The organism is Micromonospora sp. NPDC002296, assembly GCF_040296145.1.
Taxonomy (GTDB): Bacteria; Actinomycetota; Actinomycetes; order Mycobacteriales; family Micromonosporaceae; genus Micromonospora.
The window spans coordinates 3,644-29,134 of sequence record NZ_JBEOWQ010000008.1; the positions used below are offsets into that span (position 1 = coordinate 3,644).

At 73.4% G+C, this 25,491-nt stretch carries 22 protein-coding genes; 7 read left to right on the forward strand and 15 right to left on the reverse strand.

Annotated elements, in window-relative coordinates; translation table 11 throughout:
- Positions 1-1,496 (reverse strand): SseB family protein (locus tag ABT023_RS09105; protein WP_350883355.1); only part of this gene is annotated, 1,496 nt, incomplete at its 3' end.
- A gap of 152 nt (positions 1,497-1,648) precedes the next feature.
- Here ABT023_RS09105 and mycP point away from each other — a divergent pair.
- A complete protein-coding gene (gene mycP, locus ABT023_RS09110; protein ID WP_502890624.1) occupies positions 1,649-2,977 on the forward strand; it encodes a type VII secretion-associated serine protease mycosin in 1,329 nt (442 codons plus the stop codon).
- A 94-nt stretch (positions 2,978-3,071) separates the two neighbouring features.
- Here the strand turns inward: mycP and ABT023_RS09115 are convergent, their stop codons facing one another.
- Positions 3,072-3,365 carry a WXG100 family type VII secretion target gene (locus ABT023_RS09115; RefSeq protein WP_350883357.1) on the reverse strand — a complete coding sequence of 98 codons (294 nt, stop codon included), beginning with the start codon at positions 3,363-3,365 and terminating at the stop codon, positions 3,072-3,074.
- Positions 3,366-3,391: 26 nt separating this feature from the next.
- Complete coding sequence (locus tag ABT023_RS09120) at positions 3,392-3,709, reverse strand: WXG100 family type VII secretion target (RefSeq protein WP_350883359.1); 318 nt, start codon at positions 3,707-3,709, stop codon at positions 3,392-3,394.
- Positions 3,710-3,992: 283 nt separating this feature from the next.
- Here ABT023_RS09120 and eccE point away from each other — a divergent pair, with 283 nt between their 5' ends.
- The 4 genes from eccE (at position 3,993) to rarD (ending at position 7,768) form a co-directional block, all read left to right on the forward strand.
- On the forward strand, positions 3,993-5,825 hold the full coding sequence (gene eccE, locus ABT023_RS09125; protein WP_350883361.1) for a type VII secretion protein EccE: 1,833 nt from the start codon (positions 3,993-3,995) through the stop codon (positions 5,823-5,825).
- A gap of 67 nt (positions 5,826-5,892) precedes the next feature.
- Positions 5,893-6,279 carry a phage holin family protein gene (locus ABT023_RS09130; protein WP_350883363.1) on the forward strand — a complete coding sequence of 129 codons (387 nt, stop codon included), beginning with the start codon at positions 5,893-5,895 and terminating at the stop codon, positions 6,277-6,279.
- A 71-nt stretch (positions 6,280-6,350) separates the two neighbouring features.
- Positions 6,351-6,839 carry a GNAT family N-acetyltransferase gene (locus ABT023_RS09135; protein ID WP_350883365.1) on the forward strand — a complete coding sequence of 163 codons (489 nt, stop codon included), beginning with the start codon at positions 6,351-6,353 and terminating at the stop codon, positions 6,837-6,839.
- Positions 6,836-7,768: an EamA family transporter RarD gene (rarD, locus tag ABT023_RS09140; RefSeq protein ID WP_350883367.1), complete on the forward strand. Its 933-nt coding sequence runs from the start codon at positions 6,836-6,838 to the stop codon at positions 7,766-7,768. Before ABT023_RS09135 ends, rarD begins: the two co-directional genes overlap by 4 nt.
- Positions 7,769-7,818: 50 nt before the next feature.
- On the opposite strand, the gene ABT023_RS09145 is transcribed toward rarD, so the two are convergent.
- Both ABT023_RS09145 and ABT023_RS09150 read right to left on the reverse strand, forming a co-directional pair.
- A complete protein-coding gene (locus ABT023_RS09145) occupies positions 7,819-8,517 on the reverse strand; it encodes an anti-sigma factor family protein (RefSeq protein WP_350883369.1) in 699 nt (232 codons plus the stop codon).
- A complete protein-coding gene (locus ABT023_RS09150; protein WP_350883669.1) occupies positions 8,514-9,008 on the reverse strand; it encodes a sigma-70 family RNA polymerase sigma factor in 495 nt (164 codons plus the stop codon). Before ABT023_RS09150 ends, ABT023_RS09145 begins: the two co-directional genes overlap by 4 nt.
- 275 nt (positions 9,009-9,283) lie before the next feature.
- Between ABT023_RS09150 and ABT023_RS09155 the strand changes: the two genes are divergently transcribed.
- Positions 9,284-11,410, forward strand: a complete 2,127-nt coding sequence (locus ABT023_RS09155) for a PhoX family protein (RefSeq protein ID WP_350883371.1) — start codon at positions 9,284-9,286, stop codon at positions 11,408-11,410.
- 54 nt (positions 11,411-11,464) lie between these two features.
- Here ABT023_RS09155 and ABT023_RS09160 read toward each other — a convergent pair whose 3' ends face one another.
- Entirely contained in the window at positions 11,465-12,247 is a 783-nt protein-coding gene (locus ABT023_RS09160) for an IclR family transcriptional regulator (protein WP_350883671.1), read from the reverse strand.
- Between the two features lie 154 nt (positions 12,248-12,401).
- Between ABT023_RS09160 and ABT023_RS09165 the strand changes: the two genes are divergently transcribed.
- Positions 12,402-13,583 (forward strand): MFS transporter, encoded by a 1,182-nt coding sequence (locus ABT023_RS09165; protein WP_350883373.1) that lies wholly within the window; start codon positions 12,402-12,404, stop codon positions 13,581-13,583.
- A 6-nt stretch (positions 13,584-13,589) separates the two neighbouring features.
- On the opposite strand, the gene ABT023_RS09170 is transcribed toward ABT023_RS09165, so the two are convergent.
- From ABT023_RS09170 to ABT023_RS09210, 9 genes are all read right to left on the reverse strand, one after another.
- A complete protein-coding gene (locus tag ABT023_RS09170) occupies positions 13,590-14,672 on the reverse strand; it encodes a polyprenyl synthetase family protein (protein WP_350883375.1) in 1,083 nt (360 codons plus the stop codon).
- A gap of 90 nt (positions 14,673-14,762) precedes the next feature.
- The gene (nuoN, locus tag ABT023_RS09175) at positions 14,763-16,316 is read right to left on the reverse strand and encodes an NADH-quinone oxidoreductase subunit NuoN (protein ID WP_350883377.1); all 1,554 of its coding nucleotides are present in this window, start codon (positions 16,314-16,316) and stop codon (positions 14,763-14,765) included.
- Entirely contained in the window at positions 16,313-17,845 is a 1,533-nt protein-coding gene (locus ABT023_RS09180; RefSeq protein WP_350883379.1) for an NADH-quinone oxidoreductase subunit M, read from the reverse strand. Before ABT023_RS09180 ends, nuoN begins: the two co-directional genes overlap by 4 nt.
- A 64-nt stretch (positions 17,846-17,909) precedes the next feature.
- Positions 17,910-19,856 (reverse strand): NADH-quinone oxidoreductase subunit L, encoded by a 1,947-nt coding sequence (nuoL, locus tag ABT023_RS09185; RefSeq protein ID WP_350883672.1) that lies wholly within the window; start codon positions 19,854-19,856, stop codon positions 17,910-17,912.
- A gap of 26 nt (positions 19,857-19,882) precedes the next feature.
- Entirely contained in the window at positions 19,883-20,182 is a 300-nt protein-coding gene (gene nuoK / locus ABT023_RS09190) for an NADH-quinone oxidoreductase subunit NuoK (RefSeq protein ID WP_350883381.1), read from the reverse strand.
- Complete coding sequence (locus ABT023_RS09195) at positions 20,179-20,949, reverse strand: NADH-quinone oxidoreductase subunit J (RefSeq protein ID WP_350883383.1); 771 nt, start codon at positions 20,947-20,949, stop codon at positions 20,179-20,181. The genes nuoK and ABT023_RS09195 overlap by 4 nt, the downstream gene beginning before the upstream one ends.
- Complete coding sequence (gene nuoI, locus ABT023_RS09200) at positions 20,946-21,587, reverse strand: NADH-quinone oxidoreductase subunit NuoI (protein WP_350883384.1); 642 nt, start codon at positions 21,585-21,587, stop codon at positions 20,946-20,948. Before nuoI ends, ABT023_RS09195 begins: the two co-directional genes overlap by 4 nt.
- Position 21,588: 1 nt before the next feature.
- Positions 21,589-22,941: an NADH-quinone oxidoreductase subunit NuoH gene (gene nuoH / locus ABT023_RS09205; protein ID WP_350883386.1), complete on the reverse strand. Its 1,353-nt coding sequence runs from the start codon at positions 22,939-22,941 to the stop codon at positions 21,589-21,591.
- Positions 22,938-25,448, reverse strand: coding sequence for an NADH-quinone oxidoreductase subunit G (locus ABT023_RS09210; protein ID WP_350883388.1), 2,511 nt, complete (start codon positions 25,446-25,448; stop codon positions 22,938-22,940). The genes nuoH and ABT023_RS09210 overlap by 4 nt, the downstream gene beginning before the upstream one ends.
- Between the last annotated feature and the right edge of the window lie 43 nt (positions 25,449-25,491).

A 25,491-nucleotide genomic window follows, 5' to 3' on the forward strand; every position in this document is an offset into this window, starting at 1 on the left:
GTCGGCTCGTCCGCCGGCGCGACGGGCCGGAACGCCCGGACGGGCTCCGCCGGCGGCGGTGCCCCGCCGCCGGGACGCAGGGCCTGGGTGGGGTCCCCGGCGTCGACAGGGCCGGGACCCGGTGGGGTCACCTCCCCGGGCCGGAACGCCCGGGTGACCTCCTCGGCGGCGCCGGTACGCAGGGCCTGCGTCCGCTCTCCGGGCCCGACGTCCCCGGACCGGAATGCCCGGGTCACCTCCTCCGAGCCACCGCCGTCGGGGCGAAACGCCCGGGTGACCTCGTCGGGGCCGACGCCACCGGGACGAAACGGCTCGGGCTGCGGCGCGGGCGGGAACGCACCGGCGGGCGGGAACGCCACCGTCGACGGCTCAGCGGGTGCGGCCGGGTGGAAGGCATGCGGCGGTTGCTCGGTGGCCGGGTCCGAGGCCGGACGTCGCCGAGGGAAGGGCTGGCCACCCCCGGCGAACCGGGATGGCGGGGCGGCGCGCTCAGCGGGGCGACGGGGCTCCCCGATCGGCCGGGCAGCTCGGCTCCGGCCGGACGCCGGCTCGAAGAAGGAGGCGGGCGGGGTGGGCGGCGCCGGAGGCTCGGGGGCCCGGCCGTTCCCGCCCCCGCCCGCTGCCACCTCGCCGATGGGGGGCGCATCGGGCGTACGCCGCCGGGAGACGTTCAGCCACGCCGATCCGGACGGTGCGGCGTCGGCGCGGGTCGCCTCGGCGTCGTCCGGCCCTCCGGCCACGGCGGGACCCGGTCGGCCGGACACGCCCCCGGCCCGGTACGGCCCGCCGGCGGCGGGCTCGCCCGCGCTGCCCGGCGACCGGTACGACGGCCCGGGCGGGACCGGCGCGGGCGGGACCGAGTTGGGCAGTACCGGCTCCGGCGGGGCGGTGGTCAGCGGGGCGGTGGTCAGCGGGGCGGTGGGCGCCTCGGCGGCAGCGGACAGCTCGGCCGTGGGGCGGCCCGGTGGTGGTCCCGCGACCGACGGCTCCGGCAGGCTCGACGCCGGCGACGTGGGGGCGTCCCGGCCGGGCACCACCGCGGTGGCCCTGGTCCTGGCGACGTTCTCCGCGCGTTCCAGGCGGGCCCGGGCGCCCATGGTGCGGCCGGGCAGCCGCACGTCGCCCCGGGACAGCTGGGAGACGAACCAGGCGGGAAGATACCCCTCGATGGGCAGGCCCGGGTTGACCGCCAGCCACCACTCGTGGTTGGGCCAGTCGACGGCGAGATCGGCGTACGCACTGCGGCGGTTGGCCGCCGGGTTCCCGCCCAGGCAGGCCTGCAACGCGGCGGGCGAGGTGAACGCCAGCACGTGCGTACGCCCGCCCGTGGTCCAGGTCCCCCAGCCCATCGGGGCCTGCCCGGCCAGCGCCTGCGTGGAGACCGGCAGCAGCAGCTCGGTGCGGGCCAGCACGCGGAAGTAGAGCTCTTGGTCGTTGGCGCGGAGCGCATCCCGCATCGCCGCTTCGGCCTCGGTAGCCGGCTCCCAGTCGGTCACGGCCACCTCTCCTCCCGTGAACAGGCCATAGGCATCGCGTACAACCTACAAGGTGGTAACAAGATCACAATGGCTGGCCGGTGACGCCCCGCCGGACGATCCGGGTGGGACTAACATCCTGTTCCGGAGCCGACACGATACGGAGGCGATCGATGCCCCGGCCCACCGCGCGACCGGTCCTCGCCGCCGCGGCGGCGGCCCTGTTGGTCATGCTGCCCGCCACTCCCACGCGCGTGGCCGACCCGTGGCCCCCGATTAACCGGCCGGGCACGGTCGACCCGGTGGGCGAGGGAGGCGGACCGCGCGTGGCCGAGCCGGCGGGCGCGGCGAACAGGATCGACCTGGCGGGCCTCCGAGGAGCGGCGGTGCCGGGGTGTGCCACCCCGCTCGCGCCCGTCCGGCCCATCGCGGCCACCCCCTGGCCCCAGCGCCGGTACGCCCCCGAGCGGCTCGCCGCCCTGGCAACGGGGGCCGGGATCACCGTCGCCGTGATCGACTCCGGGGTGGACCGGGGGCACCCGCAACTGGCCGGCCGGGTCCTCGACGGAGCCGACTTCCTCGACCCGGGGGGCGACGGCAGCCGGGACTGCGCCGGGCACGGCACCGGCGTGGCGAGCGTCATCGCCGCCGTGCCGCGTGCCGGCGTCGCGTTCCAGGGGCTCGCCCCCCGCGCCCGGATCCTGCCGGTGCGGGTCAGCGAGCAGCAGGTCGTCGAGGGAGGCGAAGCGGGGCGGACGGTCGGCGCGACGGACTTCGCCCGGGCGATCCGCTGGGCGGCCGACCACGACGCCGACGTGCTCAATCTCTCCCTCGTGCTGTACGTCGACCACCCCGCCGTCCGGGCGGCGGTCCGCTACGCGGTGGACCGGGACGTGGTCGTGGTGGCCGCCGCCGGCAACCTGCACGACGGCGGGAACCCCCGCCCGTACCCGGCCGCGTACGACGGGGTGCTCGGCGTGGGCGCGATCGGCCCCGACGGTCGACGGGCCGACTTCTCGCAGGCCGGCCCGTACGTCGACTTGGTCGCCCCCGGCGGCGAGGTGCTGACGGCGGGGCCCGGGCAGGGCCACCGCCGGGCCGAGGGCACCAGCTACGCCGCCCCGTTCGTGGCGGCCACCGCGGCGCTCGTCCGGGAGTACCGGCCGGAACTGACCGCCGCCCAGGTGACGCAGCGGATCGTCGCGACGGCCGATCCGGCCCCCGGTGACGGCTCGGGCGACGGGTACGGCGCCGGGGTGCTCAACCCGTACCGGGCGGTGACCGAGACCGGCGCGGGCCCGGCGGGCCGGAAGCGTGGCGTCGGGGCGCTGCCGGCGGACCGGACCGATCCCGCCCTGCTCGCCCGGCAGGCCCGACGCGCGGCGGCCCGGGACCGGGCGCTGGCCGTCGTCGCCGTCACCGGCGCCGCCGGGGCGGGCGTGGTGCTGCTTGCCGTGGTGCTCCCCCGGGCCGCGCGCCGACGCTGGCGGCCGGCGCCCTGACCCCCGCCCGGCACCCCGTCGAACCGGAGCGCCGCAGGACAGCCCGGACATCCCCGGCGGCACCCGACTTCCGCCGGACGCCGCCGGGGACGGCTCACTGGAACAGGTTGACGTTCCGCTTCTCGGTGTCGAGGTAGTCGGACGCGGAGTCGTCGACGGCGAGCTTGATGTCGCGCAACATCGCCTGGAGGTCCTGCGAGGCGGACCGCCACCGGGTCTGGCGCTGCTCGTACGCCTGCCGGGCCTCGCCGTCCCAGCCCGCCACCAGCGGCGCGGCGTCCCGTTCGAGCTGCCCGAGTTGGTCGTCCAGCGTCTTCAGCGCCCGTTGGATGTCCGCGCCGGCCTGATGCAGGGCGGCGAAGTTGACGACCAGCACACCGTGGTCCATCGGATGATCCCCTTTCCGGGAAGGTGCTACAGCGGCAACTGGATGCCGCGGTTGGTGCCGGCGACCCGGCTGGCGGCCTCGTTGTCGGAGGCGTCGTACTGCTGGCCGGCGGTGCGGATGGCGGACGCGGTCTCCCGCAGCGCCCGCTGCAACGCCGCCTGGTCCTGCGACCACTGCCGCTTCACCTGCTCGAACGAGCGCCCACCGGCACCCCGCCAGGCCTGCTGCAACACCTCCAGCTCGGCCAGCAGGCCGGTCAGCATGGCCTGCAGGGACTGGTCCACCTGCTCGAACTTCGCGGCGGTCTGCTGCATCACCGCGGCTTCTGCCTGGGTCTGGGACACCCGGACGTCACCTCGTCTCCTCGATGGGTGGCTGGCCGTCGGCCGCGCCCGTGGCGGACGCGCCGCTCGCCCGCCGGCGGGCGGCGCCGGTGCGGGTGAGGACTCAGCGAACTCGTCGCTGACGGTAGCCGCACGGTGGCTGTTGTGCTACCCCGCCGCGCTCCCCTGTGGACAACCGCGGGTCTCCCGCGCCGGGCCGGAGTCATACGATGACGCTGCGGCACCGACCGCACCGACGCCGCGACTCCGCCCGGCGTCGCCGGGCGAGCGCTGGGGAGGCGCGGTGACGGCCAGCACGACCATGACCACCGCTGTGGACCAGCCGGCGCACCGGCAGCCGCTGCCCCCACAGTGGATACCTGCCCCGCGACCGTCGGCCGGGCGGCGGGCCGGCCAGGTGGTCGCCTCACAGGTGGCGGTGGCGCTGGTCGCCGCCGGGTTCGGCCGGGGCACGGCGGCGACCGGGGTCGCCGTGCTGCTGGCCGCGGCGCTGCTGGCGGGCTCGTGGGTGCGGATCCGGGGCCGCTGGCTGGTCAGCTGGTTCGGCGTCGCCGTCGGCCATCTCCGCCGACGACGCGCCCCGGCGCCCACCGCCGGCCCGGACGGCCTGCTGGCACTGCTCTCCCCCGGCGCGGCGGTGCGCGCGGCGGAGCTGGGCGGCGGCCCGGCCGCGGTAATCGACGACGCAGGCGGGCTGACCGCCGTGTTGGAGATCGGCGACCCGGGCGACCTGCTCGGCGACGGCCCCCGCGGCCTCCCCGCGCCGTCGACGCTGCTGCCGCCGGCCTCGCCGGAGCTGCCCCCGGTCCGGCTCCAGCTGCTGTTCACCGGCTCACCCGCGCCGGCCGCCACGTCCGGCGGCGGCACGGTGGCGACGTCGTACCGGCAGCTCACCGAGGGACGACTGGCGGGGCGGGACCGGGCACTGCTCGCGGTCCGGGTACTGCGCGTCGTCGGGTGGACCGACGAGGACCTCCGGATCGCCCTCTCCGGCGTGGTCCGGCGGATCGTCCGCCGGCTCGGGCCGGTGACCGTCCGCCCGCTCGGCGCGCACGCCACACTGCGCGTACTCGCGGACCTGGCCCACCGCGACGACGGCGACCCCGTGCTGGAGTCCTGGCCGGCGGTGCGCACCGGGGCGCTGTGGCAGACCACGTTCCGGGTGTGCCGCGTGCCGGACGTGCGCACCGACGGCGGGCGACGGCTGGTCCACCGGCTGCTCGTCCTGCCGGCGGCGGCGACCACGGTCTCGCTCTGCGTCGGCCCCCACACGGGCGTCGACGGCGCGGGGCCGCCGGCCGAGCTGACCGTACGGCTGGCAGCCTGGACGCTCGGCGAGCTGTCCGTGGCGGCGCAGGCCCTGCGGGGGCTGGTGGACTCGGCCGGCGGCGACGTGGACCGGCTCGACGGCCAACAGCTTCCGGCGCTGGCCGGCACGTTGCCGCTCGCCCCGGCGGTCCCGGGCAGCCCGGTCGACGCCGCCGCCGTGGACGCGCTGGAGCTGCCGGTCGGCGAGGCCGGGCTGATGGTGGGCGCCAACCGGCGCGGCGAGGCCGTGACGATCCGCCTGTTCCGGCCGGAGGGCACCCGGTTGATGCTGGTCGGCGGGGTCCGGGCCGCCCAGTTGGTGGCCCTGCGGGCGATGGCACTGGGCGCCCGGGTGGCGGTGCAGACGACCCGGCCGCGGGCGTGGGAGCGGTTCGTCCGGGGCGTCGGCACACCCGACGGGTCGATCCCGGTGCTGCCCACCGGCCGGCCGCTGGGCGGCGGCCCCGCCTCTGCGCTGCGGCCGTTGCTGCTCGTGGTGGACGCCGGGCCGGTGCCCCCGTCCGCCGGGCCGGTGCCGGCCTGGCAGTCCACCCTGGTGGTTCGGGACGACCTCACCCCGGCCGACGCCGACCCGTTGAGCCGGGCGGACCTGGTGGTGCTGCAACCGCTGAGCCCTGCCGAGGCCGCGCTCGCCGGGGCCGCGCTCGGCCTCGGCGGATCGGCGGACTGGCTGACCCGGATCCGGGAGGACATGGTGGCGGTGGTGAACCGGCGGGCGCTGCGTTGGGCGCTGCTCTCGCCCACCCCGATCGAGTCGCAACTGGTCGGCCGGCCGGGACGGGGCTGAACCGGCGTGGTCCACCCGGCCGGTCGCGGGTTCCGTCGGTGGCGGGTCCGTGGCACCATCCGTGGCCATGGGTTTCCTGAAGGGACTACTGATCCGGCTGGGCAGCACGGCACTGGCCTTCTGGCTGGCCACCCTGCTCATCCCGGGCATCACGCTCGACACGGGCTCGGCCACCGAGGCGGTCGTCACGCTGGTCCTCGTCGCCGTGATCTTCGGCGTCGTGAACGCCGTGCTCCAGCCGGTCATCAAGACCGTCGGCTGCGGCTTCTACCTGCTGACCCTCGGCCTGATCGCGCTGGTGGTGAACGGCCTGCTCTTCCTGCTGTCGAGCTGGATCGCGGGCGAGGCCGGGCTGCCGTTCCACGTGGACGGCTTCTGGCCGGCGGCGGTGCTCGGCGCGCTCCTCGTCGGCGTCGTCACCTGGCTCCTGGGCGTCCTGCTCGACCGCGACTGAGCGTCGCCGGTGAGGCCAGTCGGCGGGAATTGGCTGGCGAGGGGCCACAGCCGCGGGGTTAGCGTCGGGGCGTGATCACCTTGACCCGCGACGACGGTTACCTGCTCAGCACCGACCCGGCCCGGCTCGACCTCGACCTGGTGCACCGCTGGCTCTGCACCGACGCGTACTGGGCGCTCGGGCGGGACCGGGAGACCGTGGGGCGGGCGTTCGCCGGCTCGCTGCCGTTCGGTGTGTACCGCCCCGGGGACGGTCGCCAGGTCGCCGTGGCCCGGGTGGTCACCGACGGGGCGACTTTCGCCTGGCTCTGCGACGTGTACGTGGACCGGGTCGCCCGGGGGCACGGGCTGGGCACCTGGCTGGCCGGCGCGGTCCGCGACCACCTGGCCGAGCTCGGCGTACGACGGATCGTGCTGGCCACCGCCGACGCGCACGAGGTGTACGCGAAGGTCGGCTTCACCCCGGTCGACCCGGGCCGGTGGATGGAGTACGACGCGCGGGTGAGCCAGCTCACTGGAAAGGAACCCAGGGCCGGTTCACCCCTTACGGTGGACAGGTGACCCCGCTCCGCCTCGGATACCTCTACGGCCTCGGCGCGTACCTGCTCTGGGGATTCTTCCCGCTCTACTTCAAGCTGCTCCAGCCGGCCGGGCCGTTGGAGATCCTGGCGCACCGGATCGTCTGGTCGGTGGTGTTCGTGACGCTGCTGCTCGCCGCGTTGCGCAACGTCGGCTTCCTGCGCGCGCTGGCCCGCCGCCCCCGGGCCCTGGCCGGGATCGTCGCCGCAGCAGCGCTGATCGCCCTCAACTGGGGCACCTACATCTACCTGGTCAACTCCGAGCGGGTGGTGGAGACCGCGCTCGGCTACTTCATCAACCCGCTGGTGTCGGTGCTGCTCGGGGTGACCGTGCTGCGCGAGCGGCTGCGCCCCGCCCAGTGGCTGGCGCTGGGCATCGGCGCGGCGGCGGTGGGCGTGCTCACCGTCGACTACGGCCGGCTGCCCTGGCTGGCGCTCACCCTGGCGGTCAGCTTCGCCGCCTACGGGCTGGTCAAGAAGCGGCTCGGGCTGCCGGCGGCGGAGGGTCTATTCGTGGAGTCGGCGGTGCTGGCCCTGCCCGCCCTCGGCTACCTCGGCTGGCTCGCCGCCACCGGCGGCCCCGCGTTCGGGCACGTCTCCGCCGGGCACACCGCGCTGCTGGTGTCCGCCGGGGCGGCGACCGCCATCCCGCTGCTGTTCTTCGCCGGCGCGGCCAACCGGCTGCCGCTCACCGCGCTGGGCATGCTCCAGTACGTCGCGCCGATCCTCCAGCTCGGCTGCGGCGTGCTGATCTTCCACGAGCCGATGCCCCCGGCCCGTCTGGCCGGCTTCGCCCTGGTCTGGCTGGCCCTGGTGGTCTTCACCACGGACGCCCTCCGCCATGCCCGCCGTTCCCGCCGCGCCGCGACCCCCGCCGGTCTTGCACTTGCCGCCCCCGGTTCGCCGCGTTAGTCGGATTCGCCCCGGCCCCAACTGCAAAAGCGCGGGGGTGGGGTTGGGGGTCAGCGGGTGTCGTAGGCGAGGATCGGGGTGCCGTCGGCGCGGAGGAGTTCCAGGCGGACCAGTTCGCCGCCGGTGAAGTGGGTGGCACCGGTGAACCGCAGGTCGTCGCCGGGGGCGGCCAGCCAGGAGCCGATCTGCTCCGTCGCGCCGTCCGGGCCGTGCGCCACCAGCCGGAAGGTGTACGCCTCCCGGTGTCCGTCCCGCCGGTCGTACCCGCAGCGCATGGTGACCTCGGTGCCCCACGGGGTGCCGGTCAGCCCGATCTCGGCGTGCACCGGCACCGCGCCGGCGACCGTCCGCATGGCAGCCATCGGCACCCGCGGGGTCGGCGTCGGGGTGACCTCGGCGGCCGGCCGGGTGGTGGCCGAGCCGAGCCCGGCGAGCAGCGCCAGCACGGCGGCGGCCAGCGCGGTCACGACGTACCGGCGGCCGGCGGCCCGGCGATCGCGGCGGCGGCGGTCCCGCGCGGCGGCGAGCAGCCTGTCCACCCGGGAGGTTTCGGCCGCCGGCTCCAGCGACGGCACCATCCCCGCCGGATCGAGCCGGCCGAGCAGCCCGGGCAGCGCGGCGAGCTCGGCCACCGACTCCCGGCAGGCGGCGCAGCCGGCCAGGTGCCGCTCGTAGGCGGCCCGTTCGGCGGGGGCCAGCGCACCCAGCAGGTACGCGCCGTCGTCGTGGGCGAACTCGCAGCGGGTCAACGGGTCACCCCCATCTCGGCCAGCGCCGACCGTAGTGAGCGCAGCGCGTAGTGGGTGCGGGACTTGACCGTCCCGGGTGGCACGCCCAGCCGCGCCGCCGCCTCGGCCACCGAGCGTCCCTGGTAGAAGCACTCGATCAGCACCTCCCGGTGGGTCGGGCTGAGCCGGTTCAACGCCTCGGCCACCGTCCACGCCTCCACCGCCCGCTCCGCCTCGTCTACCGCCTCCGAGGGCTCCGGCAGCTCGTCGGTGTAGACCTCGCCGACCCGGGTGGAGCGCCGCCGCCAGGCGTCGATGGCCAGGTTCCGGGCGGTGGTGAACAGCCAGGCCCGCACCGAGCCGCGCGTCGGGTCGAGCGCTTCCGGGTGCCGCCAGGCCCGCAGCAGCGTCTCCTGCACCAGGTCCTCGGCCCGGGTCCGGTCGCCGTTGACCAGCCGCAGGGCGTGCGCGTGGAGCGCGTCGGCGTGCGCGTCGTGCAGGGCGCGCAGCAGTCGGGCGTCGTGGTCGCTGATGGCGGCCTCCTCGGGCGTCGGGGAGTCCAGCGGTCGCGCCGCCGGTGGCCCGGCGACGCCTTCGCCCGAAAGTACGTCCGGCGGCCCCGATCGGTTCATCCCGCAGGCCGACGGGCGCACCCGGCGCAGGTGTTCACGCCCGGTTCACGTTCGGGCCGGCCCGCGCTCACCGCGTCCTCCTAGCGTCCGCCGGGTACGCACGTCGGACGGTTGATCCCGGCGTGCCCCGCACTTCCCTCCAGGAGGCACTCCCGATGAGCGACCGTCCCCGGCTGCTTCCCCTGCTGGGCGCCGCGCGCCACGGCAGCCGTGACGCCATGACCTGTCTGTACCGGTGCGGCAACGCCTGTGACCACCCGGTGCCCAACTCCTCGGGCAACCCGTACTTCGGCGACGTGGTCGACGCCGAGGTGTCCCGCCGCGGCGTGGTCCGGGCCGGCGCGGTGGGTGCGCTCGTCCTCGGCTTCGGCGGCGCCGCCGCCGGTGCGCTGGCCGGGGCGGGCGCCGCGTCCGCCGCGCCGGCCGCCCCGGTCGTGCCGGAGGCCACCGGGTTCGGCCGCCCGCCGGGCGGCGTGGGCAGCGGCGCGCTGACCTTCAAGCCGATCCCGCCGAACAAGCTCGACACGCTGGTGGTCCCCAACGGGTACGACCACGCCGTGGTGATCCGCTGGGGCGACCCGGTGGTGCCGGGCGCGCCGGAGTTCGACCCGTACCGGCAGACCGCCGCCAAGCAGGCAAAGCAGTTCGGCTACAACAACGACTTCGTCGGCGTGCTGCCGCTGGACAAGCGGGGCCGGCGGGCGCTGCTCGTGGTCAACCACGAGTACACCAACGAGGACCTGATGTTCCCCGGCTTCACCGGCCTGGACGCGCTCACCGTCGAGCAGGTGAGGGTCGCCATGGCGGCGCACGGGATGAGCGTGGTCGAGCTGGAGCGGGTCGACGGCACCGGGCAGTGGCGGCCGGTCGGGGACGGTCGGCGGCCGTACAACCGGCGGGTCACCGCGCTGGCCACCAGGTTCGAGCTGACCGGCCCGGCCGCCGGCTCGGCGTGGCTGAGGACCGCCGCCGACCCGAAGGGCCGCACGGTCGTCGGCACGCTGAACAACTGCGCGGGCGGCGTCACCCCGTGGGGCACCGTGCTCTCCGGCGAGGAGAACTTCAACCAGTACTTCGTCGGCGGCGACGGCGTGCCGGAGGAGCTGAGGCCGAGGCTGGCCCGGTACGGCATCAACACCACCGACCGGTATCCGAGCGGCAACCGCAGGTGGGACCGCGCCGACGAACGCTTCGACCTGGCGAAGCACCCCAACGAGGCACACCGGTTCGGGTGGGTCGTCGAGATCGACCCGTTCGACCCGGAGAGCCGGCCGCGCAAGCACACCGCACTGGGCCGGTTCAAGCACGAGGGCGCGAACGTCATCGTGGCGCGCGACGGCCGGGTGGTCGCGTACATGGGCGACGACGAGCGGTTCGACTACCTGTACAAGTTCGTCTCGGACAGGAAGTTCATGGCCGGCGACTCGTCGGTGGCCCGCAGGCACAACCTGACCCTGCTGGAGTCCGGCACCCTGTACGTGGCCCAGCTCGAAGGCAACTCGGCCGCCGAGATCGACGGGTCGGGCGCGCTGCCCGCCGACGGGGCGTTCAACGGCCGGGGCCGCTGGATCAGGCTGGTCAGCGGCAACCGGTCGTACGTCGACGGAATGACCGCCGCAGACGTGCTCACCTTCACCCGGCTGGCCGGGGACAAGGTCGGTGCGACGAAGATGGACCGCCCGGAGGACGTCGAGCCGAGCCTGCTCACCGGCAAGGTGTACGTGGCGCTGACCAACAACACCGACCGCGGCAAGGCGGGCAAGGCTGCGGCCGACGAGGCCAACCCGCGCAACCTCAACAAGCACGGCCAGGTGCTGGAGCTGGTCGAGGACGGCAACAACAACGCGGCGGAGACGTTCGCCTGGTCGCTGCCGATCGTCTGCGGCGATCCGGCCGACCCGTCCACCCACTTCGCCGGGTACGACAAGGCGAAGGTCTCCCCGATCTCCTGCCCGGACAACGTCGCCTTCGACGCCACGGGCAACCTCTGGATCTCCACCGACGGCAACGCGCTGGGCAGCAACGACGGCCTGTTCGCCACTGCCGTCGAGGGCCCGGAGCGGGGGCACCTCAAGCAGTTCCTGACCGTGCCGCTCGGCGCGGAGACCTGCGGACCGTTCATCACCGGCGACAACCGGTCGGTGTTCGTGGCGGTGCAGCACCCGGGTGAGATCACCGGAGCCTCGGTGGAGAACCCGGCCTCCACCTGGCCGGACGGCGACTACGCCAAGCCCGGCGTGGTGGTCACCTGGCGGCTGGACGGCGGCCCGATCGGCAGCTGACCGGCGACGGCGCGCACGGCGGCCCCCTCCCACCCGGGAGGGGGTCCTGTCGTCTCAGCCCTCGGCGACGGCGGCGTCGGCGACGGCGCGGGCGACGGTGAGCAACTTGGCCCGGACCACCCGGGCGGAGGTCATCATCTCGCTGGCCGGCAGCGCACAGGCCAGCACCATCCGGCGTTCCAGGTCCTTGTCCGGGGTGACCAGCACCGCGGCGCACGCCACGCCCTGCCGGAACTGGCTCAGTTCGAGCTGCATCCCGCGCCGGTCGCCGGCCGCCAGGTCCGCCTCGAACGCCTCGGGGCTGGTCAGGGTGGCGTTGGTGAACGGGCGCATGCCGTACTCCCGCAGGTAGCGGAAGCGCTGCTCGGCCGTGAGGGTGGCCAGCAGGGCCTTGCCGAGCGCGGTGGCGTGCGCCCCCTCGTCGAAGCCCGGGACCATGTCCTCGAGGTACGGCGAGCGGTGCCCCTCGGCGACGGCGGTGATCGCCACCTGGCCGCCGACGAACCGGCCCAGGTAGTGGCTGTAGCCGGTGTCCAGGGCCGCCCGCCGCAGGCACTCGCCGACCGGCGCCGGCCCCCGGAACGCGGTGACCAGCTCGCGGTACCGGTCGGCGATCTCCAGCCCGACGATGTACGTGCCGTCCTCCCGGCGGATCACATAGCCCTCGTACGCCAGGGTGCGGACCAGGTGGTAGGTGGTGGCCACGGTCAGCTCGCAGCGCCGCGCGATCTGCTTGACGGTCAACCCCTTCGGGGCACGACCGACCGATTCGAGCACGCGTAGGGCGCGGGACACACTCCGGATGAGATCCGAAGGTTCCGCCAAGGGGTCGCGCACAACCACCTCCGCCACCGGGGAGTTACACCATATGAAATCCAGGCGTCCGGCGAAATGCCTGTTCGGATCGACGATGCCAGATCATCTTAAACGGTCAGTGCCCTGAGCGACACGGTGAGTTGTCCGAGGTGGGCTCGCGTAGGTTTGCGGGACCATGACCCGTACCGCCCTGCACCCCGCGTCACCGGCCGCCGCCCGCCGTCCCCTCCGGGCCGGCGCGGGGGCGGTCGCCACCACCGTCGCCTGCGTCCTGCCCGTCTTCCTGGTCGGCGGCCTTGCCGTGCAGATGGGTGCGGACCTGGGCTTCTCCCCGACCGGGCTGGGCCTGGTCGTGTCCGTGTACTTCGGCGTCAGCGCGCTCGCCTCGGTGCCCTCCGGTGCCCTCGTGGAGCGGCTCGGCCCGGCCGTGGTGGCCCGCGCCGGCATCCTGCTCTCCGCCGGGTCCATGCTGGCCGTGGCGGTGCTGGCCCGGTCGTACCCGATGCTGGTCGTGCTGCTGGCGCTCGGCGCCGCCGCCAACGCCCTGGGACAGCTCGCCAGCAACGCGGCGCTGGTCCGGCACGTACCGCCGCACCGGCAGGGGCTGTCGTTCGGGGTGAAGCAGGCGGCCGTCCCGCTCTCCACCCTGCTGGCCGGCCTGGCGGTGCCGGCCGTCGCGGTGACCGCCGGCTGGCGGTGGGCCTTCGTGGCGGGCACGGTCGCCGCGCTGTCCGCGCTGCCGCTCGTACCGGCGCGGGAGGCCCGCCCGGGACGGCCGACCGGCGACCGGCGGGCCGGTGGGGCGACGGGGGCCCTGATAGTGGTCGGGGTCGCCGCGACGCTGGCGGCGGCCGCCGCGAACGCGCTGGGCACCTTCCTGGTCGACTCGGCCGTCGGCCGTGGGCTCTCGCCGAGCCTGGCCGGGCTGACCCTGACCCTCGGCAGCGTGGTCTGCGTGGCCGCCCGGATCGGCCTCGGCGCCCTCGCCGACCGCCGGGACGGCGGCCACGTGGCGGTCATCGCCGGCATGCTCGTCGTCGGCGCACTGGGGCTGGTGCTGCTGGCGCTGACCGGGCCGGTGCCGCTCGTGGCGGGCGTGGTGCTCGGCTTCGGCCTGGGCTGGGCCTGGCCCGGGCTGATGACCTTCGCGGTGGCCCGGCTGCATCCGCAGGCCCCGGCCGCCGCCACCTCGATCACCCAGACCGGGGTGTACGCCGGTGGCTGCCTCGGCCCGCTGGCGCTCGGCGCGACCGCCACCGCCTTCGGCTACCCGTCGATGTGGCTCGCGGCGGCGACGGCCATGCTCGGTTCGGCCGCCCTGATGCTCACGGCGGCCCGCATGCTGCGCGCCCGCTGACGGGGGTCAGCTCGTGCGGTCGGCGATGAAGTCGCAGAGCGATTCGAGGGCCCGGCGGGTCGCCCCGCCCGGGAGCGGGGCGAGCTGCCCGCGCGCGTCCTCGGCGTAGCTGCGGACCGTCTCCCGGGCCCGCTTCAGGGCGGGGGACTCGCGGAGCAGACCGAGGGCCTCGGCGTGCAGGTCGTTGTCCACGAGCGGGCCGGTGGCCAGGATCTCCCGCAGCCGCACCGAGGCGGCGTCGGAGTCGTCCGAGGCGAGCGCGTAGAGCACCGGCAGCGTCGGCACCCCCTCGCGCAGGTCCGTGCCGGGGGTCTTGCCCGACTGCTCCGACTCGCTGGCGATGTCCAGCAGGTCGTCGGAGAGCTGGAAGGCCACGCCGATGGTCTCGCCGTACTTGGCCAGGGCCTCGGTGTGCGCAGCGGGAGCCTGGCCGAACATGCCGCCGAACCGGGCCGAGGTGGCGATCAGCGAGCCGGTCTTCCCCGCGATCACGTGCAGGTAGTGGTCGACCGGGTCCTGCCCGTCGCGGGGACCGACCGTCTCGGCGATCTGGCCGTGCACCAGCCGGGCGAACGTGCGGGCCTGGAGGCGCACCGCCTCGGTGCCGAGGTCGGCGGCGAGGTCCGCGGCGCGGGCGAACAGGTAGTCGCCGACCAGGATCGCCACCGAGTTCGTCCAGCGCGAGTTGGCGCTCGGCGCGCCCCGGCGCACGGCGGCCTCGTCCATCACGTCGTCGTGGTAAAGGGTCGCCAGGTGGGTGAGTTCCATCACCACGGCGGCGGGGACGACCTGCGGGCCCGTCGGGTCGCCGAACTGGGCGCCCAGGGCGACCAACAGCGGGCGGAACCGCTTCCCGCCGGCGTCCACCAGGTGCCGGGCGGCCTCGGTCACCAACGGGTCGGCGCTCGCCACCGAGGCCCGCAGCTCCGCCTCGACGGACTCCAGCAGGCCCAGCACGGACGCCTCGACGCAGGGATCGGCCAACTGCAGGCCGAGCGCGCCGAACTGACCAATGCTCGCCCGACTCCGCCGAGCGGAGCCGGTGGCACCTGAACGCTCGCCAGCCGAAATCACCACGCTATCCACCATGCCACACCCGTTCGACCTGCTCCGGACGGGGGATACGGCGACGGGGCCGGCACACGGTCGTGTGCCGGCCCCGTCGCCGGGAAAGGTCGGTCATCGTACGAATTCAGCCGCACCGTTTGCGAGATCGAGCAGCGGGCCCGGGACGACGCCCAGCACCAGGGTGGCCAGCACGCCGATCATGAGGGCCGCCGAGGTGAGCCCGCCCGGCGTGGTGACCGTCGGGGTGGACTCGCCCGGCTCGGACAGCCACATCATCACCACGACCCGCAGGTACGGGAACGCCAGCACCATGCTGGTCAGCACGCCGGCCACCACCAGCCACGCGTGGCCGGCGTCCAGCGCCGGGGCGAAGATGGCGAACTTGCTCATGAACCCGCTGGTCAGCGGGATGCCGGCGAAGGCCAGCAGGAGGAAGGTGAAGATCGCCGCGAAGAACGGCGAGCGCCGGCCCAGCCCGGCCCAGCGGGACAGGTGGGTGGCCTCCCCGTCGGCGTCCCGGACCAGGGTCACCACCGCGAACGCGGCGAGCACCGAGAACCCGTACGCGACCAGGTAGAACATCGTGCCGGAGAGCCCGTCCTTGCTCGGCGCGAGCACCCCGACGAGCAGGTACCCGGCGTTCGCGATCGACGAGTACGCCAGCAGCCGCTTGATGTCGGTCTGGGTCACCGCCAGCACCGCGCCGACCAGCATGGTCAGCACCGCGATCGCGCCGAGGACCGGGGTGAAGTCCCACGCCGCCCCGGAGAACGCCACGTGGAACACCCGCAGCAGGGCGCCGAACGCGGCGACCTTGGTGCAGGCCGCCATGAAGCCGGTGACCGGCGTCGGGGCGCCCTGGTACACGTCCGGGGTCCAGACGTGGAACGGCGCGGCGGCGGCCTTGAACAGCAGCCCGATGGCGAGCAGCGCCATGCCGGCGAAGAGCAGCACCTTGCTGGCCGGGGACCCGCTCACCGCGGCGTGGATGGTGGCGAAGTCGACGCCCGCCGGCCGGCCCGGGATGCCCGAGGTGAACCCGTACACCAGGGCCACGCCGAAGAGGAAGAACGCCGAGGCGTACGCGCCGAGCAGGAAGTACTTCATGGCCGCCTCCTGGCTCAGCAGCCGCCGGCGGCGGGCCAGCGCGCAGAGCAGGTAGAGCGGCAGCGAGAAGACCTCAAGGGCGATGAACATGGTCAGCAGGTCGTTCGCCGCCACGAAGATCAGCATGCCGCCGATCGCGAAGCTGGTCAGCGGGTAGACCTCGGTCGCCCCGTTGCTGCCCTCGGCCTGCCGCCGGTCATCGGGCGACTCGGCGGTGACCGCAGCCTGGGCGACGAACGCCCCGCCCCGCTCCACCGAACGCTCACCGATCAGCAGCAGCGCCATCGCGGCGAGGACCAGGATCGCGCCCTGGAGGAACAGCGTGGGCCCGTCCACGGCGATCGCCCCGCCCGCCGTGATCAGCCGCTCGTCGGCGTTCACCATCACCATCACCAGGGCGGCGAGCACCGCCAGCAGGCCCAGGGACAGTTGCACCAGGTGACGCTGCCTGCGGGGCACGAAGGCCTCGACCAGCACGCCCAGCAGGGCGGCACCGAGCATGATCAGGATCGGAGCGAGCGCCGTGTAGTCGATCGACGGCAACTTCAGCTCGGTCATTTCGCGGCCTCCTGGACGCTGCCGACCTCAGGGGCGGGATCGGTCCTGCCGACGTCCTCCATGGTGGCCCGGACGGCGGGGTTGATGACATCGGTGACCGGCTTGGGGTAGAAGCCGAGCAGCACGATCAGCGCGATCAGCGGCGCGACCACGAACTTCTCGCGCAGGCTGAGGTCGCGGCGCATCGGCTCGATCTCGACCAGGGCCGGATTGAGGGTGCCCTGGGTGGTGCGCTGCACCATCCACAGCACGTACGCGGCGGCCAGGATGATGCCGAGCGTGGAGATCACCGCCACCGGCTTGTTCACCGTGAAGGTACCGATCAGCACCAGGAACTCGGAGACGAACGGTGCGGTGCCGGGCAGCGCCAGCGAGGCCAGACCGGCGAAGAAGAGCACCCCGGCCAGCAGCGGCACCAGCTTGCCCGCGCCGCCGAAGTCGCTGATCAGTGCCGATCCGCGCCGGGCCACCAGCATCCCCACCACCAGGAAGAGCAGCCCGGTGGCGAGGCCGTGGTTGAGCATGTAGAGCACCGCGCCGGTGCCGGCCTGGGTGGTGAAGGCGAAGATGCCGACCCCGATGAACCCGAAGTGCGCGATCGAGGTGTACGACACCAGCCGCTTCAGGTCGTTCTGGCCGACCGCGAGCAGCGCCGCGTAGATGATGCCGATCACCCCGAGCGCCAGCGCCCAGGGGGCGAACCACTTCGACGCCTCCGGGAACAGCGGCAGGCAGTACCGCAGGATGCCGAAGGTGCCGACCTTGTCCAGCACGCCGACCAGCAGCGCGGCGGCCCCGGCCGGGGCCGCGCCACCGGCGTCCGGAAGCCAGGTGTGGAACGGGAAGAACGGCGCCTTGATCGCGAAGGCGAGGAAGAACCCGAGGAACAGCCAGCGCCCCGTGCCGGTGGAGATGTCCACCTGGGTCAGCGCCTGCCAGTCGAAGGTCTTCCCACCGACGACCCAGAGGCCGATCACCGCGGCCAGCATGAACAGGCCGCCGACCAGCGAGTAGAGGAAGAACTTCACGGCCGCGTACTGCCGCTGGTGCCCGCCGTAGCTGCCGATGAGGAAGTACATCGGCACGAGCATGACCTCGAAGAACACGTAGAACAGGAAGACGTCGGCGGCGGCGAAGACGCCGATCATCGTGCTCTCGAGGATGAGCAGCAGGGCGAAGTAGACCGGCACCGAGCGCTTCGACGACTCGGCGTCGTGCCAGGACGCCAGGATCACCAGCGGCACCAGCACCGCGATCAGCATCAGCATCACCAGCGCGATGCCGTCGGCGGCGAAGGTGAACCGGGCGTCCCACTGCGGGATCCAGGTGTACGACTCGCGGAACTGGAGCCGGTCACCGCCGGTCTTGAAGCTGACCCACATGACCACCGACAGCACCAGCACCAGCAGCGACCACCCGAGGGCCACCTGCTTGGCCAGGTCCGGCCGGCGGCGCGGCAGGACGGCCACGACCAGCGCGCCGACCAGCGGCGCCACGGTCAGCACCGAGAGGAACGGGAAGTTGGACATTATGCGGCCTTACCTCCGTCGTCACTGCGTGGTCCGCCGGCGGGGGCGGCCGTAGAGAGGTCGATCACGCCAGCCACCCCGCCTGCACGGCCATGAACGCCGCCACCACCAGCAGCGCGCCGGCCAGGATGGACGTCGCGTACGACCGGACGAATCCGGTCTGCAGCCGCCGGAGCCGGCCCGAGCCCCCGCCCACCGCGGCGGCCAGGCCGTTGACCAGCCCGTCGACGCCCCGGTTGTCGAGGAAGACCAGCGCCCGGGTGAGGAAGATCCCCGGCTTCTCGAAGACCGCCTCGTTGACGGCGTCCGTGTAGAGGTTGCGCCGGGCGGCGGTGACCAGCACACCCGCCGGCTGCGGCTCGGTGGCCGTGCCGTTGCGGAACAGGAACCAGGCCAGCCCCGCCCCGGCGACCGTGACCAGCAGCGAGAGCGCCGTGATCATCCAGTGCGCGAGGACGGCCTCGTGCTGGCCCGCCTCGTGGCCGCCCAGCCCGGCGGTCGCCTCCAGCCACTGTGGCACGGACGTGGAGAGCAGGAAGCCGGCGCCGACCGAGCCCAGGGCGAGCAGGATCAGCGGGATCGTCATCAGCTTGGGCGACTCGTGCGGGTGCTCGATGTCCTCGGTCCACCGCTTCGGGCCGTGGAAGGTGAGCACGAACAGCCGGGTCATGTAGAACGCGGTGAGCCCGGCCCCGAGCAGCGCGGCCCCGCCGAAGAGCCAGGCCGTCCAGTCCTCCCGCTCGAAGGCGGCCACGATGATCGGCTCCTTCGAGAAGAAGCCGGAGAACGGGAACATGCCGATGATGGCGAGCCAGCCCATCATGAACGTGAGCCAGGTGACCTTCATGTGCTTGGCCAGCCCGCCGAATCGGCGGATGTCCACCTGGTCGTTCATGCCGTGCATGACCGAGCCGGCGCCGAGGAACATGTTGGCCTTGAAGAAGCCGTGCGCCAGCAGGTGCACGATGGCCAGCGCGTACGCCCCGCCGCCGAGGCCGACGCCGACGAACATGTAGCCGATCTGGCTCACCGTCGACCAGGCCAGCACCCGCTTGATGTCGTCCTTGGCCGCGCCGATGATGCAGCCGATCAGCAGGGTCAGCGCGCCGACGCTGACCACCACGAGCTGGAGCGTCGAGTTGGCCGAGAAGATCGGGTTGGACCGGGCGATCAGGTAGACGCCCGCGGTGACCATGGTGGCGGCGTGGATGAGCGCCGACACCGGGGTCGGGCCCTCCATCGCGTCCGGCAGCCACGCCTGGAGCGGGAACTGGCCGGACTTGCCGGTCGCCCCGAGCAGCAGCAGCAGGCCGAGCACCAGCACGGTGGTCGCGGTCAGCGAGCCGACCCCGTTGAACACCTCGTCGTACTGGGTGGTGCCGAGGGTGGCGAACATGATGAAGATGCCGATGGCCAAGCCGGCGTCGCCGACCCGGTTCATCAGGAACGCCTTCTTGCCGGCGGTGGCCGCGCTCGGCCGGCCGTACCAGAAGGAGATCAGCAGGTACGACGCCAGGCCGACGCCCTCCCAGCCGAAGTACAGCATCACGTAGTTGTTGCCGAGCACCAGCAGGAGCATCGCGGCGACGAACAGGTTGAAGTAGGCGAAGAACCGCCGCCGGCCCTCGTCGTGCGCCATGTACTCGACCGCGTACAGGTGGATCAGGAAGCCCACCCCGGTGATGAGCAGGACGAACACTGCGGCCAGCGGGTCGAACAGCAGACCGAAGTCCACCTTGAAGTCACCGACGGCGATGAAGTCCCACAGGCTCCGCTCGACCGACTTGTTCTCCAGGCCACGTAGCTGGAAGAAGTAGGTCAGGCCGAGCACGAAGGACGCGCCGACCGCGGCCACTCCGAGCCAGTGTCCCCAGCGGTCGGCCCGCCGGCCCAGCAGCAGCAGGATCACCGCACTGGCCAGCGGGATCGCCACCAGCAGCCAGACGCTGCCGAGCAGCCCACTCGCCGAAGCGTAGGCGACGGCGCCTGCCGGCTCGGCCGGGGCGTTCATCAGAATCTCTCCCACTGCTGGCCCCTCTAGTACTTGAGCAGGTTGGCGTCGTCGACGCTCGCGGAGCGCCGGGTCCGGAAGATGGACATGATGATCGCGAGGCCGACCACGACCTCGGCCGCGGCCACCACCATGACGAAGAACGACATGATCTGGCCGTTCAGGTCACCGTTGATCCGGCTGAAGGTGACGAGGGTCAGGTTGGCCGCGTTCAACATCAGCTCGACGCACATGAACAGCACGATCGCGTTGCGCCGGATGAGCACCCCCGCCGCGCCGATGGTGAACAGCACCGCGGCGAGCACCAGGTAGAAGTCCGGGGTCATTTGTCCGTCCCCTTCAGCGAGGTGTCCTCGTCAGTCAGCTCCCGCACCGGCAGGATCGGCGAGATGCCGCGCTCGGTCAGCCGGCCGTCGGGCAGGCGGGCCGGGGTGGCCACCGAGGAGGAGGTGGCGAAGACGCCCGGGCCGGGCTTCGGTCCGGGGTAGTTACCCGGGGCGAATCGGGCCTTCATCGTGGCGACCTGGTCCATCTTGTCTTCCTTGCGCCGCTCGACGTGCGCCAGCACCATCGCGCCGACCGCGGCCGTGATCAGCAGCGCCGAGGTCAGCTCGAAGGCGAAGACGTACTTGGTGAACAGCAGCCGGGCGATGCCCTGCACGTTCCCCTCGGCGTTGGCCTGTTCCAGGCCCACCGCCTGGACGCCGTGCAGCGCCCGGTACAGGCCGCCGCCGACCAGGCCGGCGAAGCCGAGCCCGAGCAGTACCGCGGCGACCCGCTGGCCGCGCAGCGTCTCGATCAGTGAGTCCGAGGCGTCCCGGCCGACCAGCATCAGCACGAACAGGAAGAGCATCATGATCGCGCCGGTGTAGACGATGATCTGCACCATGCCGATGAACGGCCCGGCCTGCAGGACGTAGAACACGCCCAGGCAGAGCATGGTCAGCACCAGCCAGAGCGCCGAGTGCACGGCGTTGCGCGCGGCGACCATGCCGATCGCGCCGATCAGCGCCAGCGGGGCGAGGATCCAGAAGGTGACCTCCTCGCCGCCGGACACCCCGCCCGCCGCGGCGAGCACCGTCTGCGTGGTCATGCCTTGTCCCCCTTCCCCGCCGCCGCCCGCTGGGCGTGCTGCTCGGCGCCGGGGAAGGTCACCCCGGGGTGCTCCTGGACCTGGTACCGGCCCGGGCTGTTGGTCGCGTGCTCCGCACCGGCCGAGGTGCCCGGGTTGGTCAGCGCGCCGACGTAGTAGTCCTTCTCGCTGTCCCCGAGCCGCATCGGGTGCGGCGGCTGCTCCATGCCCGGCAGCAGCGGCGCGAGCAACTGCTCCTTCGTGAAGATGAGGTCCTGCCGGTTGTCCCGGGCCAGCTCGTACTCGTTGCTCATGGTGAGCGACCGGGTCGGGCAGGCCTCGATGCACAGCCCGCAGAAGATGCAGCGGGCATAGTTGATCTGGTAGACCGACGCGTTCCGCTCACCGGGCGAGAGACGGTTCTCCTCGGTGTTGTCCCCGCCCTCGACGTAGATCGCGTCGGCCGGGCAGGCCCAGGCGCACAGCTCGCAGCCGATGCACTTCTCCAGACCGTCCGGGTGCCGGTTCAGCACGTGCCGCCCGTGGTAGCGCGGCGCCGGGACCGGCGGCTTGAACGGGTAGTCGGTCGTGACGACCTTCTTGAACATGTGCGAGAAGGTGACTCCGAAGCCCTTGAACGTTCCGGTGATCGCGCCCACGTCACACCTCCCTGGAGTCCGAGCCGGCGGCGACGTTGGCCGGCTCCCGCTCGGCGACCACACGCTTGGTGCGCGGGCTCGGTGGCACTTGCAGGTCCATCGGTGGCAGCGGGAAGCTGCCGTGCGGACGGCTGTTGGCCTGCTCCTGGAGCGACGGCTTCGGCTTCGGCTTGCGGCTCGGCCAGAGCAGCGTCGCCAGCAGCAGCACGCCCGCGCCGATCGCGGTGGCGAGCAGCCGGTCCCTGGTCTGCCAGTCCTCGATCGACCGCAGGCCGGCCAGAACCAGGATCCAGACCAGGTTGATCGGCAGCAGCACCTTCCAGCCGAAGCGCATGAACTGGTCGTACCGGAGCCGGGGCAGGGTGCCGCGGAGCCAGACGAACACGAAGACCAGGGCGATCACCTTGCCGAAGAACCACAGCATCGGCCACCAACCGGAGTTGGCGCCCTCCCACAGCGTGATCGGCCACGGGGCCCGCCAGCCGCCGAGGAACAGCGTCGTGGTGACCGCGGACATGGTCACCATCGCGACGTACTCGCTGAGCATGAAGAGCGCGAACTTCAGCGAGCTGTACTCGGTCATGTAACCGGCGACCAGCTCCGACTCGGCCTCGGGGAGGTCGAACGGCGCCCGGTTGGTCTCACCGACGGTCGAGATGAAGAAGATGATGAAGCTCGGCAGCAGCAGGATCGCGTACCAGCCCGGGGCCGGGACCTCGGTGCCGAAGATGGTCAGCTGGGTGGCGTCCCCCTGGGCGGCGACGATCCCGCTGGTGGACATCGTGCCGGCGGTCATGAACACCGCCACGATGCTCAGCCCCATGGCGACCTCGTAGGAGATCATCTGGGCGGTGGAGCGCAGGCCGCCGAGCAGCGGGTACGTCGAGCCGGAGGCCCAACCGCCGAGCACGATGCCGTAGATGCCCATCGACGAGCAGGCCAGCAGCACCAGCACCGCCACCGGCACGTCGGTGACCTGGAGCGGCGTGTGGTGGCCGAAGATGCTCACCATCGGGCCGAACGGCACCACCGACAGGGCGGTGACCGCGCAGACCACCGAGATGGTCGGCGCGAAGAAGAAGACGACCTTGTCCGCCGCCTTGGGGAGGATGTCCTCCTTGAAGGCCATCTTCAGGCCGTCGGCCAGGGTCTGGAGCAGGCCGAACGGGCCGGCCTGGTTGGGGCCGGGCCGCACCGCCATGCGGCCGACGACCCGCCGTTCGAACCAGACACCGAGCAGCGTGGCCAGCACGGCGACGACGAAGGCGAAGGCGACCTTGATCAGGACCAGCCACCACGGGTCCTTGCCGAAGTCGGCCAGCGTCGGGTCCTGGGCCAGGTAGACCGCGTTCACTGGGAAACACCCCCGGTGTTGAGGAGCGGACCCGGGTGGCCGGCCGCGTCCGCGGCGACCGCCGGGGTGGCCTGCTCCGTGGCGGCGACCGCCGCGGAGATCCGTACCACCGTGCCGGACGTCGCGCCGAGGCCGCGCCGCACGGTGGAGCCGGGTGAGTTGGTCGGCAGCCAGACGACGCCGTCGGGCATCTCGGTGATCTCCGCCGGCAGGGTGATCGCCCCGCGGTCGGTGCCCACCGTGACCGGGTCACCGTCGGCGACGCCGAGCGCCTCCGCGGTGCCCTTGCCCACCCGCGCCACCGGCGGACGGGCGGTGCCGCTCAGGTGCTCGTCACCGTCGGTGAGGCTGCCCAGGTCGATGAGCTGGTGCCAGGTGGAGAGGACGGCCTCGCCGGCACCGGGCTGCGGCACCGGGGCCGGCTCCACCGACGGCGCGGACGGCCGGTCGGCCCGGGTCGGCGACAGGCTACCCAGCTCCCGCCGGACGCTGAGCACGTCGCCCGTGCCGATCTGCACGTCGAGCAGCGCGGCGAGCGCGTCCAGCACCCGCCCGTCGGTCATCGCGGCGGTGTGCAGCACCGCGTCGAAGGGACGCAGCCGGCCCTCCCAGTCCAGGAAGCTGCCGGCCTTCTCGACCACCGGGGCCACCGGAAGGACCACGTCGGCCCGGCGGGCCACCGCGCTGTTGCGCAGCTCCAGGCTGACCAGGAACGGCACCGCGTCGAGGGCCTGCTCGGCCAACCGGGGGTCGGCCAGGTCGGCCGGGTCGACCCCGGCCACCACCAGCGCGCCGAGCTGGCCGTTCGCGGCGGCGGCGACGATGCCGTCGGTGTCCCGGCCGGCCTGGCTCGGGATCACCCCGGCCGCGATGTCCCACGCCTCGCCCAGTTCGGCCCGGGCCGCCGGCTCGGTGACCGGACGGCCGCCGGGCAGCAGGTTGGGCAGGCAGCCCGCGTCGACGGCACCCCGGTCGCCCGCGCGCCGCGGCACCCAGGCCAGCTTCGCGCCGGTACGCCGGGCGACGTCCGCCGCCGCCGACAGGCCGCCGGGCACCTCGCCCAGCCGCTCGCCGACGATCAGGATCGCGCCCGGGGCGCTGAGCGCCTCGGCCACCGTCGCGTGCTCGGCGAGGACGCTCGCCTCCTCGCCCGGCACCACCCGGGCCAGCTTGGCCCCGAGCTTCTCCAGGCCGCGGGTGGCGAACGGGGCGAGGGCGTACACCGTGAGCTTCTTCTTCAGGTACGCCTTGCGCAGCCGCAGGAAGAGGATCGGGCACTCCTCCTCCGGCTCCAGGCCGACCAGCACCACGGCGGGCGCGTTCTCCACGTCGGCGTAGGTGACGTCGGTGCGCCCGGCGACCGTGCTGGCCAGGAAGTCGGACTCCTCGCGGGAGACCGGCCGGGCCCGGAAGTCGATGTCGTTGGTGTTCAGCGCGACCCGGGCGAACTTCGCGTACGCGTACGCGTCCTCGACGGTCAGTCGGCCGCCGGTCAGCACCGCCGTGCCCCGGCCGCCGTCCCGGGCGGCCCGCAGCCCCTCGGCGGCGACGGTCAGCGCCTCGCTCCACGACGCCTCGCGCAGCTCACCGGTTGCGGAGTCGCGGACCAGCGGGGTGGTGAGCCGGTCGAAGGCGCGGGCGTACTGGAAGCCCCAGCGCCCCTTGTCGCAGTTCCACTCCTCGTTGACCTGCGGGTCGTCGCCGGCCAGCCGGCGGGTCACCTTGCCGCGCCGCCAGTCCGTGCGCTGGGCGCAGCCGGCCGAGCAGTGCTCGCACACGCTCGGGCTGGAGACCAGGTCGAACGGGCGGGCCCGGAAGCGGTACTGCGCGCCGGTCAGCGCGCCCACCGGGCAGATCTGCACGGTGTTGCCGGAGAAGTACGAGTTGAACGGGACGTCGCCCGCGTCGCCCTCCTCGCCGTACGCCTCGTCCCGGTAGATGTTGATCTCCTCGGCGGACGACCGGCCCATCAGGTCGATGAACTTGTCGCCGGCGATCTCCTCGGAGAACCGGGTGCACCGCTGGCAGAGCACACAGCGCTCGCGGTCGAGCAGCACCTGGGTGCTGATCGCCATCGGCTTCTCGTACTCCCGCTTGTGCTCGTGGAACCGGGAGTCCGTGCGGCCGGTGGACATCGCCTGGTTCTGCAGCGGGCACTCGCCACCCTTGTCGCACATCGGGCAGTCGAGCGGGTGGTTGAGCAGCAGCAGCTCCATGACCCCCTCCTGCGCCTTCTTGGCGACGCCGGAGGTGAGCTGGGTGCGGACCACCATGCCCTCGGCGACGGTCTGGGTGCAGGAGGCCACCGGCTTGCGCTGGCCCTCCACCTCGACCAGGCACTGCCGGCACGCGCCGGCCGGGGCCAGCAGCGGATGGTCGCAGAAGCGCGGGATCTCGGTGCCCAACTGCTCGGCGACCCGGATCAGCAGCGCGCCCTTGGGCGCGGTGACCTCGATGCCGTCGATCGTGAGGGTGACGGTCTCGGTCTGCTTGGCTACGTCGGTCACAGTGCTTGCCTTTCGCTCGCGACTGCGGGGCTCGCTCCGCCCA